This window comes from Streptomyces sp. NPDC028722 (assembly GCF_040637655.1).
Classification (GTDB): Bacteria; Actinomycetota; Actinomycetes; order Streptomycetales; family Streptomycetaceae; genus Streptomyces.
Window position 1 is genome coordinate 114,089 of the sequence record NZ_JBEZWU010000023.1, and the last position, 12,363, is coordinate 126,451.

9 protein-coding genes and 1 pseudogene are annotated in these 12,363 nt (G+C 72.9%); 3 read left to right on the forward strand and 7 right to left on the reverse strand.

Annotated elements, in window-relative coordinates; all coding sequences use genetic code 11:
* The first annotated feature begins 87 nt into the window (after positions 1-87).
* A pseudogene (locus AB0F03_RS29015) lies at positions 88-473 on the forward strand (hypothetical protein).
* A 44-nt stretch (positions 474-517) separates the two neighbouring features.
* Here the strand turns inward: AB0F03_RS29015 and AB0F03_RS29020 are convergent.
* The 3 genes from AB0F03_RS29020 to AB0F03_RS29030 all read right to left on the reverse strand — a co-directional run bounded on the left by AB0F03_RS29020 (position 518) and on the right by AB0F03_RS29030 (position 3,361).
* Positions 518-2,101, reverse strand: a complete 1,584-nt coding sequence (locus tag AB0F03_RS29020; protein ID WP_361997120.1) for a PP2C family protein-serine/threonine phosphatase — start codon at positions 2,099-2,101, stop codon at positions 518-520.
* Complete coding sequence (locus AB0F03_RS29025) at positions 2,098-2,628, reverse strand: methanogen output domain 1-containing protein (protein ID WP_361997122.1); 531 nt, start codon at positions 2,626-2,628, stop codon at positions 2,098-2,100. Before AB0F03_RS29025 ends, AB0F03_RS29020 begins: the two co-directional genes overlap by 4 nt.
* 310 nt (positions 2,629-2,938) lie before the next feature.
* Positions 2,939-3,361 carry a CBS domain-containing protein gene (locus AB0F03_RS29030; RefSeq protein ID WP_361997123.1) on the reverse strand — a complete coding sequence of 141 codons (423 nt, stop codon included), beginning with the start codon at positions 3,359-3,361 and terminating at the stop codon, positions 2,939-2,941.
* A 479-nt stretch (positions 3,362-3,840) separates the two neighbouring features.
* Here AB0F03_RS29030 and AB0F03_RS29035 point away from each other — a divergent pair, with 479 nt between their 5' ends.
* The gene (locus AB0F03_RS29035; protein WP_361997125.1) at positions 3,841-4,680 is read left to right on the forward strand and encodes an SDR family oxidoreductase; all 840 of its coding nucleotides are present in this window, start codon (positions 3,841-3,843) and stop codon (positions 4,678-4,680) included.
* Positions 4,681-4,749: 69 nt separating this feature from the next.
* On the opposite strand, the gene AB0F03_RS29040 is transcribed toward AB0F03_RS29035, so the two are convergent.
* From AB0F03_RS29040 to AB0F03_RS29055, 4 genes are all read right to left on the reverse strand, one after another.
* Positions 4,750-6,795: a beta-galactosidase gene (locus AB0F03_RS29040; RefSeq protein WP_361997127.1), complete on the reverse strand. Its 2,046-nt coding sequence runs from the start codon at positions 6,793-6,795 to the stop codon at positions 4,750-4,752.
* 76 nt (positions 6,796-6,871) lie between these two features.
* On the reverse strand, positions 6,872-8,218 hold the full coding sequence (locus AB0F03_RS29045) for a sugar ABC transporter substrate-binding protein (protein WP_361997129.1): 1,347 nt from the start codon (positions 8,216-8,218) through the stop codon (positions 6,872-6,874).
* A gap of 151 nt (positions 8,219-8,369) precedes the next feature.
* Complete coding sequence (locus AB0F03_RS29050) at positions 8,370-9,320, reverse strand: carbohydrate ABC transporter permease (protein WP_361997130.1); 951 nt, start codon at positions 9,318-9,320, stop codon at positions 8,370-8,372.
* Positions 9,321-9,327: 7 nt separating this feature from the next.
* A complete protein-coding gene (locus AB0F03_RS29055; RefSeq protein ID WP_361997131.1) occupies positions 9,328-10,248 on the reverse strand; it encodes a sugar ABC transporter permease in 921 nt (306 codons plus the stop codon).
* 386 nt (positions 10,249-10,634) lie between these two features.
* Between AB0F03_RS29055 and AB0F03_RS29060 the strand changes: the two genes are divergently transcribed.
* Positions 10,635-11,663 carry a LacI family DNA-binding transcriptional regulator gene (locus AB0F03_RS29060; protein WP_361997139.1) on the forward strand — a complete coding sequence of 343 codons (1,029 nt, stop codon included), beginning with the start codon at positions 10,635-10,637 and terminating at the stop codon, positions 11,661-11,663.
* Positions 11,664-12,363 lie beyond the last annotated feature (700 nt).

The following is a 12,363-nucleotide window of genomic DNA, read 5'->3' on the forward strand; positions in this document are numbered from 1 at the left end:
GCGGCGGGTGGCGTGGCGGTCGCGCGGGTGTGGGTACTCGCCGGGGTGCGCGGGAAAGCGCGCACACCGGCTGTGGAGGTGCTGACGATGCGGACCGGACTGCTGAGGGCCATCGGAGCGGCGACCTGCGCCTACGGGATCGCCACCGCGTACCGTCCGGGCTGCTGGCGCGCCCCTGCGGGCTGGTGGACCCGGACGGCCGGGTGGGTCCGCACACCGCCATGGTCCTGCGCCCGCTGGCCTGGCGGGACGCCGCCACCGGCCTGGCGATGCTCGTCGCCCCCCAGGGGCCGGCCCTGGTCACGGCCACCACCCTGCGCATCGCCTCCGACGTCGGTGACGCCCTGCTCCTCGGCCCCGTCCTGCCCGGCCGCGTCCGCCGTGCCGGGGCGGCCGTCAGCGCCCTGGGCTGGGCCGCCCTGACGGTCGCGGGCCTCGTCGGCAGGGACCGGCACGCCACGGCGATGTACTGACAGGGCGGGGCAGACGGCACGTCGTCCAGCCGTCCGTCCGCGGGTCAGGCCGGGGGGAAGCGGGCGGCGAGCAGGGCCCGGTCGTCGGGGAAGGCGGCGTCGGGCTGGTGGTGCAGGAAGCGGTCGCAGAGTTCGGCGAGGCCGAGCCCGGCGGTGACGCGGGCGCACGCGGTCAGCCTCTCCAGCCCGACGGTGATGACCTCGCGGCGGCGTTCGACCAGGCCGTCGGTGTAGAGCAGGAGGGTGTCGTCCTCGGCGAGGGTGCGGGCCGCCTGCCGGTAGCCGAAGCCGTGGACGGGGCCCAGGGGCGGGTTGGTGGCCCCGTCGAGGTAGGTGCTGGTGCCGTCGGCGTGGACGAGCAGGGGCGGCGGGTGCCCGGCGGCGGCGTAGGCCAGGGTGCGGGTGGGACGGTGGAAGACGAGGTAGCAGGCGGTGGCCATCCGGCCGGGGTGGTAGCGGCCCAGGAAGGTGTTGAGTTCGTCGAGGACCGAGGTGGGCCGGGCGCCGTAGCGCGGGACGATGTTGCGCAGGGCGGCGGTGATCTGCGCCATGACGGTGGCCTCGCGCAGTCCGTGCCCGGCGACGTCCCCGATGCTCAGGCCGATGTGATCGGCGTCCACGTCGTAGACGTCGTACCAGTCGCCGCCGACGGAGAGCAGGTCGCCGCCGGGGGCGTAGCAGGTGGCGGCGTCGAGGCCGGGGAGGACCGGCAGGCGTGGCAGCAGGCTGCGCTGGAGGCGTTCGGCGACCTGGTGCTCGTGTTCGTGCAGTCCGGCGCGGCGCAGGGCCTGGGCGATCTGCTGGGCCACGGCGACGGCGTGTTCCGGGGCGGCGCCCGGGTCGGCGCCGTGGATGACCAGCAGGCCCAGGTGGGTGTCGTCCGCCTCCAGCGGGAGGGTCAGCGGCGGCGGCTCCGCGGGGGACGGCGCGCGGGGCGGGGCCGGGGCGGCGGCGGGGAACGGATGGTCCAGGTCGGTCCAGTCGGCGGCGGCCGGGGAGGGGTGTTCACCGGGCTGGAGGGGCGGTACCAGGCGCGTGGAGTGCAGGCGGAGTTCCACGGCGGTGGCGCCCAGGGCGGGCAGCGCGGCGTCCTGGACCGCGCGGGAGACCTCCGTGACGGTGACCGCGGTGGCCAGGGCGGCCGTCAGGGTGTAGAGGTGCTGGAGCCGGCCGCGGGCGGCCTGTTCGGCGGCCAGCAGGCGGGCGCGTTCGGCCTCCAGGGAGCGGCGGAAGGCGAGTTCCCGGTTCAGGGCGGCGACCTGCCGGCTGAGGACGACGAACTGGTCGGCCCCGTCCAGCGGAAGCAGGTGCAGTTGAGCGGCGGGAAGCGGGCCGTCCCACCACTGGGCGCGTGCCCCGTGGCAGCGGAACCGGCGCAGGCGGCCGTCGGCGTCCTTGATGGTCAGGGCGCCGGGTACCGGGCTGCCACTGCGCAGCCAGGTGGCCAGGTGGGCGCGCAGCAGCTCGGCGTCCGTGCTGTCCACGTCGAACAGGCAGGCGCCCGGGGTGAGCCGGCTGTCGCTTCTGTGTGCCGCGGGGTTGGCGGCCAGGATGCGGCCGTCGGCCGCGCACAGCAGTACCGGGTGGGGCAGTGGTCTGGTGATGGCCCCGAACAGGCCAAGGCTCATGGCGTGACGGACGGATCGCCGAAGTACTCGCGGCCGGCGGCGGTTTCCACGCTGGTGTCCGGGACCAGGTGCACCACGACCCGGCAGCCCGCGTCGCCGCGGGCGAGGGTCTGCTCCAGTTCCACGCGCGCGTAGCCGAGGTTGCGGGCGGCGACGGTGCCGAAGACGTTGGACGTCATCATGCACATCGACTCCCGGCCGACCACCTTCTCCGCGAACGGGCACACCCGGTTGCCCAGGACGATCTTCGTGGCGTCCTGATCGATGACGTGGAAGTCGCCCTTGATACGGCGCTTGAGGTCCACCAGCGCCTCGGCGACCTGTTCACCGCTGAGCCGGTCCACACCGAGGGCCTTGAGGTACATCTCGTCGATCTGCGTGCCGACCGCCTGACCGACCACGCTGATGTACCCCGAGGCCTCCTCCAGGCCGATCACCGACTCCAGGGCCGTCGCCAGCTCGCGCACCAGCGTCCGCAGGAAAACGTCACGGTCCAGCGCGATGTCCACGTCCGATGTGTGCTCCATGCCCACCCTCACCCGTCGTGCCGCACAGTACGGCCACAGTCCGTGACGGCACCGTCGCCGCCACCGCCGATGACAGGCATCAGTGTGCCAGTACCGGCGCCGCGAGTGGTCGACGGGCATCGGATGTGCCGTGGTCACGGCGGGTGGACGGGCCGCGGGCGGCCGGGCCGCGACGGAACGGGCCGCGGGCGGGCCGGCGTTCGGCGGCGGGCCGCGAGGCCGCCCCACCCCGGACGGGGCGCAGACCAGCCGGCCGCGAACGTCGCACCTCTGTGAACGCCGCCCGCACCGGGGAGCGGGTGATGCTCCGTTACTCGTTGGGCTCCGTGGCGCTGATGTCCGCCAGGGCGGAGTCGGTGTCGCGTTCGACGGCGAGGTCCCCCAGGGAGACGATGCCGACCGGACGGCCGTCCTCGACCACCGGCAGCCGCCGCACGGCGTGCTCGCGCATCAGCTCGACGGCCCGGCTGATGTCGTCGTCCGGCGAGACGCTGACCAGGTCCTCGCTGCACGCCTCGGCGACACTGCGCTCCGCGATGTCCCCGCCCTCGCACACCACGCGCACCACCAGGTCCCGGTCGGTGACCAGTCCGCGCAGCGTCTCGTCCTCCGCGACCAGGACGACACCGATGCCCTCGTCCCGCATCAGACGGGCGACGTCCACCACCGAGGTCTGCGGTCCCACCGCCACCGGCGCGGCCGTCATGATGTCGCGCACCTTGTTCACTGCCATGGGCTCTCCTCCACACGTCCACGCCGGCACGACCGCGCGATGAGCGCTCACCGGCCCCGGTTGCCCGTACCCGTACGACGCCGCCGGCTCCCGCACCGGGGCCGCTTTACCCTCCGATGGCAGCGCTCCGGGGCCCGGGCAGCGGCCCGCGGTCACCCGGTCGGCGGGAGGCGTACGGGCCGGTCAGGCGTCAATGGTGCGGTCGGCCGGCACGCGCACGTCCGTGATGGCGAAGCCGCTGCCCGGGCGAGGGCGATCAGCGTGCGGTCGGCCAGGGGAGGTGAGCTGTCGTTCATGGCGGACGAGTGCCCGGGCCGGGCGGTGACACGCTCGCGGGGGTCGGCCTTCCCCGGGTGCTCCGGCGCCCGTTCGCGCGACCGGTGTTTCGCCCGTACGGCGCTTGGACACCCGGCCGGCGATCACGGAAGGGTCCCGGCACGGCCCCGGGCAGTCAGTCCCGCGACAGAAGGATCGAGCCCATGGCATCGGACAGGACACCCGGAACGGCTCTGGTGACCGGGGCCTCCTCGGGAATCGGTGAGGAGTACGCGGGCCGGCTGGCGCAACGCGGCTGGAACCTGGTGCTGGTCGCCCGGCGCGCCGAGCGGCTGGACGCCCTGGCGCAGCGGCTCCGCCGGGACAGCCGGGTGGAGGTGGAGGCGCTGGTGGCGGACCTGGCCCGGCCGGCGGATCTCGCCCGGGTCGCGGAGCGGGCCGCTGGCGAGGACGTGGACCTGGTGGTGAACAACGCCGGCATCAACGGCTACGGGCCGTTCGCCGAGGTCGAACCGGCACTGCTGGGCAAGGTGCTGGAGGTGAACGTCGTGGCGCCCACGGTTCTCACCCGGGCCGCGGTCCCCGGCATGGTGCGCCGTGGCCGGGGCGCGGTGGTCAACGTGGCCTCGCTGCTGGCGTTCGCCGGCGACCTGCCGCCCGGGCCCCTCCCCCGGCGGGCCGTCTACGGCGGGACCAAGGGGTACGTGGTGACGTTCACCCGGACGCTGGCCGCCGAACTCGCCGGCACGGGCGTGCGCGTCCAGGTCGTCTGCCCCGGGCTCACGGCGACCGAGTTCCATCTCGGTACCGGTGAGGAGCCGGTCGCGGGCGAGGCCCGGGTCCATGACGAGGGCGGCATGCCCGCGGCCGACGTCGTCACCGCGTCGCTGGCGGCGCTGGACGACGGGGAGGTGGTGTGCGTGCCGGGCCTGTCGGACGCCGAGGCGGTGGCCCGCCTGTCGGCCGCGGAACTCGGCCTGCGCAGCGGCTCCGGCACCCGCGTGGCTCCCCGCTACCGCACGGCCGGGACCGACCCTGACTGACCCGCCCGCCGGAGTGTCCTCCCGGTCCCGCGCGCCGGTCCTCACCCGTCGGCGCCCGGCCGGCCGGGGTCAGATGCGCTGGTGCAGGACGGTGACGGCGCGCGGGGGCAGGACCGGCGTGCCGTCCTCGTGTGCGGGGCCGGGCGACAGGACGTCCCCCGCGACGCCGGGAAGGGGCACGGGTTCGTCGGTGCGGTTGACGAGGAAGAGGTAGCGGTCGCCGTCCCGGGCGCGCACGGCCAGTTCGACGTGGCCCCGGGCCTGTTCGGGCAGCTCGCTGCGGATCCCGGCGTGGGTGAGGAAGGCGGGCAGGAGCGCGGTGAGTCCGGCGGGGCCGAGGCGGGTGGAGACGTAGGCGGCGGAGCCCTGGCCGCTGGTGCGGCGGGTGACGGCGGGGCGCCCGGCGTGCTCTCCGCCGGTGTAGCGGGCGAGGACGTCGGTGGCGGGGTCGGTGACGGTGACGCGGTCGGTCCACAGGTCCGCGGTGAGGCCGCCGTCGAGGGTGACCCGCTCGCCGTCGGGCAGGGGCCCGAACTCCTCGACGCGGATGCCGAGCAGGTCGCGCAGGGCGCCTGGGTAGCCGCCGAGCCAGACGTGGTCGTTCTCGTCGACGATGCCGGAGAAGTACGTGGTGACCAGGTGGCCGCCGTTCTCGGCGTAGCGGGTGAGGTCCTTGGCGAGGGTGGCGGGGACGACGTGCAGCACGGGGGCGATGACCATGCGGTAGCCGTCGAGGGGGGTGCCGGCGGGGACGACGTCGGCGCGTACGCCCAGGTTGAGCAGGGCGGTGTACCAGTCGAGGGCTTCCTGGCGGTAGCGGAGCCGGGAGGTGGGGTGGGAGTCGAGTTCGCTGGCCCACCACGAGTCCCAGTCGAAGAGGACGGCGACGGGGGCTCTCTCGCGCGGGGCGCCGGCGGCGGGGGCGAGGTGGCGCAGGGTGTCGCCGAGGCCGGTGACGGAGCGGAAGAGGTCGCTGTCGGGTCCGGCGTGCGGGAGCATCGCGGAGTGGTACTTCTCGGCCCCGGCGGCGGACTGGCGCCACTGGAAGAAGCAGACGGCGTCGGCGCCGTGGGCGACGTGCAGCAGGGAGTCGCGGACGAGTTCGCCGGGGCGTTTGGCGAGGTTAACGGGCTGCCAGTTGACGGCGCTGGTGGAGTGTTCCATCAGGTACCAGGGCCGGCCGCCGGCGAGGTTGCCAGTGAGGTTGGCGGAGAAGGAGAGTTCGTCCAGGGACTGCGGGCCCGGGGTGCGGTAGTGGTCGTTGGAGACGAAGTCGACCTCGGCGGCCCAGTCGGCGTAGTTCATGCCCTTGGTCTCGCCCATGACCATGAAGTTCGTGGTGATGGGCACGTCGGGCGTGACGGAGCGCAGGATGTCGCGTTCGGCGCGCAGGTGCTCGCGCAGGGCGTCGGAGGAGAACCGCTTGAAGTCCAGCTGCTGGGTGGGGTTGGGGTGGGAGGCGGCCAGGCGGGGCGGCAGGATCTGTTCCCAGTCGCTGTAGCCCTGGGACCAGAAGGCGGTGCCCCAGGCGTGGTTGAGCTGGTCGAGGGTGGTGTAGCGGTGCCGCAGCCAGGCGCGGAAGGCGCGGGCGGCGTCGTCGGAGTAGTCATGGACGTTGTGGCAGCCCAGCTCGTTGGAGATGTGCCAGGCGGCCAGGGCGGGATGGGCGGCGTAGCGTTCGGCCATGGCCCGGGTCAGGCGCAGGGCGTGCTCGCGGAAGACCGGGGAGGTGGGACGCCAGTGCTGGCGGGCTCCGGGCCACACCGTCTCGCCGTGGCCGGTGACGGGGAGGATCTCGGGGTGGGCGGTGGTGAGCCAGGGCGGCGGTGAGGCGGTCGCCGTGGCCAGGTCGACGGCGATCCCGCCGTCGTGCAGGAGGTCCATGACCTCGTCGAGCCAGCCGAAGTCCCAGGTACCGGCGGTGGGCTGGATGCGGGCCCAGGAGAAGACGGCGAGGTTGACGATGGTGACACCGGCCTGCCGCATCAGCGCGACGTCCTCCTCCCAGACCTGCCGGGGCCACTGGTCCGGGTTGTAGTCGGCGCCGTAGGCGAAGCGGGGAGAGCCGTTGTCTCCCCGGCCGCGCAGCAGCTGGGACAGGGGGGCGGGGCGCATGCGGTTCCTTCCGGGTGCATGGGTGCGGGCGGCGGCGCCGGCCGGTGCGGGCGGCGCCGCCGGGCGGGGGCGCGGGTCAGCCGGTGCTGACGGTGAAGCCCTGCTCGTCGCCGTACTTGACGGAGGCGTCCTGCCAGGTCTTCAGGCCGGCCGAGAGCCTGGTGCCGGAGACGTAGGCCTTGCCGACGGTGTCGTTGAAGATGGAGTTGGCGTAGACCTGGTACGGCAGGTAGGACCAGTCGTCGGCGACGTTCGCGGCCGAGTCGGCGAAGACCTCGTTGGCCCGCTGCCCGCCGAAGTACGGGAACGCGGTGTCCTGGAACGCCTTGGAGTGCAGTTCCGCGGTGGTGGCCGGGAACGCGCCGTTCGCCACGCGGGTCTGCACGCCCTTGCCGGCGTCGGCGTACTCCAGGAAGGCGTACGCCAGTGCCTCGTTGTCGCCGAGTTCGGGCATGGCCAGGGCGCTGCCGCCGTTCTCGGCGGAGGCCTTGGCGCCCGCGGTCCACTGCGGCAGCGGGGCGACGCGCCAGTCACCGGAGGCGGACTTCGCGCCGGAGGCGAGGTTGGCGGGCATCCAGGCGCCGATGGCGAGGGTGGCGATGGTGCCGTCGTCCAGGCCCTTGTACCACTCGTCGGACCAGCTGGTGATCGGGGCGACCAGCTTGTCGTCGAGGAGCTTCTGCCAGGTGCCGGTGTACTTCCGGGCACCCGCGTCCGAGAAGTCGATCTTCACTTCGGTGCCGTCGACCGTGTAGGGGCGCGAACCGGCCTGCCACAGCATGCTGGTGGTGAAGCCGGCGTCACCGGCGTCGTTGGTGATGTACGCCTTGGGGTTCGCCTTGTGCAGCGCGCGGGCCGCGTCGACGTACTGGTCCCAGGTGGTGGGCACCTCGATCTTGTACTTGTCGAAGACCTTCTTGTTGTAGAACAGCGCCATCGGGCCCGAGTCCATCGGCAGGCCGTAGACACCGTCGCCGCCCGCCCTGACGCCGTTCCACGGGCCGGGGGTGAACTTGCCGGCGAGCTTGTCGGCGCCGTACGCCTTGAGATCGGTGAGTTCCTTGGTCAGGGCGTACTGGCCCATCGCGTAGTACTCGATCTGCGCGACGTCCGGGACGCCCTTCTTGGCGGAGATGGCGTTCTGGAGCGCCTTGTACTGGTCGTTCCCGGTGCCCGCGTTGACGAGGTCGACCTTGACCTTGGGGTGCGCCTTCTCGAAGTCGGCCGCCACCTGCTTGAGCGTGGGTTCCCACGCCCAGACGGTGAGGGTGCCGCCCTTCTTCAGGGCCGCCTGGATGTCCGCCTCGGAGACCGCCTTGTGGCTCGGTCCCCCGTCGTCGGAACCGCCGCAGGCGGTCGCTCCCAGGGCGAGGGCGCTGACGAGACCGATGCCGCGCAGCAGGCGGCGGGAGTGCTTGAGCATGGTCGTGCTTCCACTTCTTCGTGGCCGGAGCATGGCCGGGACCGTGACCGACGGGGAGGGTCGCAGGGGCAGGGGAAGGGGGCCGTGCGGGCGGGGCCCGTACGGGGGCGGGGGCGGGGTGGTGCGGTGCCGCGGGCTCCGCGGATGGGGGCTACTCCTTGACGCTTCCGGCGGCGAGGCCGGACTGCCAGTACTTCTGCAACAGCAGGAACGCGGCGATCAGCGGCAGGACGGTGATCAGGGAGCCGGTGATGACGAGGTGGAAGACGGGCTGCCCGCCGGCCGTCTCGGCCTGGGCGTTCCAGCTGTTCAGGCCGAGTGTGAGCGGATACCAGTCCGGGTCCTTGATCATGATCAGCGGCAGGAAGTAGTTGTTCCAGGTGGCGACCATGCTGAACAGCAGGACGGTGACGATGCCGGGCGCCAGCAGCGGAAGGGCGACCGTGAGGAAGGTGCGGGCCTCGCCGGCACCGTCGATGCGGGCGGCCTCCATCAGCTCGGCGGGAATGGCCTCGGAGGCGAACACCCACATCAGGTACAGGCCGAACGGCGAGATCAGCGACGGGATGATCACGGCCCACGGGGTGTTGGTGAGCCCCAGGTTGCTGAACATCAGGAAGGTCGGCACCGCCAGGGCCGTACCCGGGACCGCGACCGCGCCGATGACGACGGCGAACACCGCGCGCCTGCCGGGGAAGGAGAACGTGGCCAGCGCGTAACCGCCCAGGACGGCGAGGAGGGTGGCACCGCCCGCGCCCAGGACGACGTACAGCAGGGTGTTCAGCAGCCAGCGGACGAAGACGCCGTCGTGGTAGGTGAAGGTCTGGGCGATGTTGTCCCACAGCGCGAAGTGGCCGTCGAACCACAGACCGGACGAATGGGCGAGCCCCGACTGGGACTTGGTGGCGCTGATCACCAGCCAGACCAGCGGCAGCAGGCTGTAGAGCAGGACCAGGCCGGTGAGCAGCGTCAGCAGGACGCTGCGCCGGGGCCTGCCGGGGGTGTGCCGGCGGCGGCCGGCCCGCAGCCGGGGTACGGCGCCGGGGGCGCCGGGCGACGTGGCCGCGGAGCGGTCGGGGACGGTGGTGACAGGAGTGGCCATCGCCGCTTCACGCTCCCTTGCGCATGCCGCGCGTCTGGACGACATAGGCGATGACCATGGTGATCAGCCCCATGACGATGGCGACCGTCGCGGAGTAGTTGTGCTGCTGTCCGGAGAAGGAGAGCGAGTACGTGTAGTAGTTGGGGGTGTAGTCGGTGGTGATCGCGTTGCGCGCCACCGGCTGGAGGATGCTCGGTTCGTTGAAGAGCTGGAAGCTGCCGATGACGGAGAAGATCGTGGCGATGACGAGGGCGCCGCGGATGGCGGGAATCTTGATGGCGGTGATGACGCGGAACTGCCCGGCGCCGTCGATCTCGGCGGCCTCGTAGAGGGAGTGCGGGACGACCCGCAGCGCCGAGTAGAAGATCAGCATGTTGTAGCCGACGAACTCCCACGTGACGATGTTGCCGATCGAGGCCAGCACCAGGTGCGGGGAGAGCGGGTCGGGCAGCGAGACGCCGAGCGCGTCGTCGATGTCGCCGACGAGACCGAAACGGGTGCCGTACAGGAAGCCCCACATCAGGGTGGCGACGACGGCGGGCACGGCGTACGGCAGGAAGATCGCGATGCGGAAGAAATCCTTGCCGTGGAGCCGGCCGCTGTCCAGGGCCAGCGCCACCAGCAGGGCGATGCCGAGCATGACCGGCACCTGGACGCACAGGAAGAGCGAGACCCGGCCGAGCGAGGCCCAGAACTGGTCGTCGTGCAGCGCCTGCCGGTAGTTGTCCAGGCCCACGAAGGCGGTCCCGCCGATCAACCGGGTGCGGTAGAGGCTCAGATAGATCGAATACGCGATCGGGGCGAGGAAGACCAGGGCGAAGACGGTCATGAAGGGGGCGATGAAACCCCAGCCGACCAGGCCGCGGCGGTCGCGCCTTCTGGCTGCGGGCGGACGGCCTCCCGCGGCCGGCGGCGATATGACGGTCATGCTGCATCCTCGCGTCGTCGTGGGGTGCGGGGGCCCTGGCCGTCGCACGGCAGAACGGGTCCCACCGGCACGGTCTAATGTTTGCGTAAACATCGCCGGTGGCCTGATGCTTACATTCCCGGCTGGCAGCGTCAATACTTCGGGAGTCAGAACGCGCGCCCCGGCTCGCGGCGCCGGCCGGGGTGCCGTGAACAGCGGTGCGAACAGCGCCGTGAGCAGGGCCGGAGCGGTGGCGCGCGCTACTCTCGATCAGATCCGCCGCACGCAGGCCCCGCGGCGCGGCCGGCACCACAGGAAGGGCAATCGTGCACCAGGACGTGAGCGACGCGGACCAGGCCGGGCAGCCTCGTCGGCGGTCGGCGGCCGACCGGCGGCGGAGCGTCTCCATGGCCGACGTCGCCCGGGCGGCCGGGGTTTCCTCACAGACCGTCTCCCGCGTCTCCAACGGCCACGCGAACGTGGTCGAGTCGACCCGGCAGCGCGTCCTGCAAGCCATGAGGGACCTCGGCTACCGCCCCAACAGCGCCGCACGGGCCCTGAAGAGCGGGGAGTTCCGCACGCTCGGCGTCATCCTCTTCACCCTCTCCACCACCGGCAACGTGCGCACCCTGGAGGCGATCGCCACCTCCGCCGCCGAGGAGGGGTACGCCATCACGCTCATACCGGTGGCGGCGCCGAGGCAGACGGACGTGCGCGGCGCCTTCACCCGGCTCGGTGAGCTGGCCGTCGACGGGATCATCGTCATCATGGAGGTGCACCTCCTGGACGCCGCCGTCCTCAGCCTGCCGCCCAGCGTCCAGCTGGTGGTCGTCGACTCCGACGCGGGCGACCACTACAGCGTGATCGACACCGACCAGGCGGGCGGCACCCGCGCCGCCGTGCGGCACCTGCTCGACCTGGGTCACACCACCGTGGCCCATCTGGCGGGCCCCGACGGCTCGTTCGCCGCCCAGCGCCGCGCCGACGCCTGGCGTCAGGTGCTGGAGGAAGCCGGGCGCACGGTGCCGCCGCCGGTACGGGGCGACTGGTCCGCGGAGTCCGGCTACCGGGCCGGCCTGGCCCTGGCGGCCGACCCCGACTGCACGGCCGTCTTCGCCGCCAACGACCAGATGGCCCTGGGCCTGCTGCGCGCCCTGCACGAGAAGGGGCGCCGGGTTCCGGAGGACGTCAGCGTCGTGGGGTACGACGACATCCCGGAGTCGGCCTCGTTCATCCCGCCGCTGACCACCGTCCACCAGGACTTCGGCGCGGTGGGGCGGCTGTGCGTGGAGAGCGTGCTGCGGCAGATCCGCGACGACCGGCCGGAGCACGGGACGACCCTGGTCCCGACCCGCCTGGTCGTGCGCTCCAGCACCGCCCCGCCGCCCGCGCGACCCCCGGGACACCGGGCCGCGTCCACCCGCGGGGCGAGGTAACCGAGCCGCGGGGACGGCGGCTTGCGCCAGGGCGCGCCGCCGGGGTCCGGACCACCGCCGGTCCGGCCCGGCCCGCAGCGGGGTGCCGTGCCGTTCGGCCCCGCGTCACCGCCGGACCCGTGGCCCGAACCCCGGCGACCGGCCGACAGCGCCCCCGGCGGCCTACAGCCCCGCCGGCCGCCGCACTCCGGACGCGCCGACCCCACCACCGGGACGGCACCCCCCCCAGCGCAGACCGCGCAGTCCGCCCCCGGCGCCGCCGGTAGCACCTGCCCGCCGGGCGGCCCGTCACCGCCGGACGCACAGCGGCGTGTCCCGCCGGCCGGCCCCGGTGACCGACCGCCTCCTGTCCGAGCCGCTGCCTGCCGACCTCGCCCCCGGGCCACGGCCAACGCCCCGCTCCCCGCCGTCCGACTCCCGGCGGCAGCAGCGCCGTTACGCGTCGGAAACCTTGAGAGCCCCAGGAGCCGGTGCCACTCTTCCGGCTCAGAGTTTACGTAAACATCGGGCATCGAGACCGGTGGGCCTGCCGGTGCAGGGCCTTCCCCGTCGTTTGTGTTTACGTAAACACGAGCCGGTCCGCCGCCCAGCCCGCGAGTGCCGTCCTAGGCAGTGTCTTCAATTGATCTTGAGTCGTGGATCATGGTCGGGTGATACGTCGTCATGAACTGACCGACATGGAGTGGGAGTTCGTCCGGCC

What these genes read in the sequence shown, in the direction of transcription:
- AB0F03_RS29040 (WP_361997127.1), bottom strand. Translation starts at nt 6,795, where the DNA reads ATGCGCCCCGCCCCCCTGTCCCAGCTGCTGCGCGGCCGGGGAGACAAC.
- AB0F03_RS29050 (WP_361997130.1), bottom strand. Translation starts at nt 9,320, where the DNA reads ATGGCCACTCCTGTCACCACCGTCCCCGACCGCTCCGCGGCCACGTCG.
- AB0F03_RS29055 (WP_361997131.1), bottom strand. Translation starts at nt 10,248, where the DNA reads ATGACCGTCATATCGCCGCCGGCCGCGGGAGGCCGTCCGCCCGCAGCC.
- AB0F03_RS29020 (WP_361997120.1), bottom strand. Translation starts at nt 2,101, where the DNA reads ATGAGCCTTGGCCTGTTCGGGGCCATCACCAGACCACTGCCCCACCCG.
- AB0F03_RS29045 (WP_361997129.1), bottom strand. Translation starts at nt 8,218, where the DNA reads ATGCTCAAGCACTCCCGCCGCCTGCTGCGCGGCATCGGTCTCGTCAGC.
- AB0F03_RS29035 (WP_361997125.1), top strand. Translation starts at nt 3,841, where the DNA reads ATGGCATCGGACAGGACACCCGGAACGGCTCTGGTGACCGGGGCCTCC.
- AB0F03_RS29030 (WP_361997123.1), bottom strand. Translation starts at nt 3,361, where the DNA reads ATGGCAGTGAACAAGGTGCGCGACATCATGACGGCCGCGCCGGTGGCG.
- AB0F03_RS29060 (WP_361997139.1), top strand. Translation starts at nt 10,635, where the DNA reads ATGGCCGACGTCGCCCGGGCGGCCGGGGTTTCCTCACAGACCGTCTCC.
- AB0F03_RS29025 (WP_361997122.1), bottom strand. Translation starts at nt 2,628, where the DNA reads ATGGAGCACACATCGGACGTGGACATCGCGCTGGACCGTGACGTTTTC.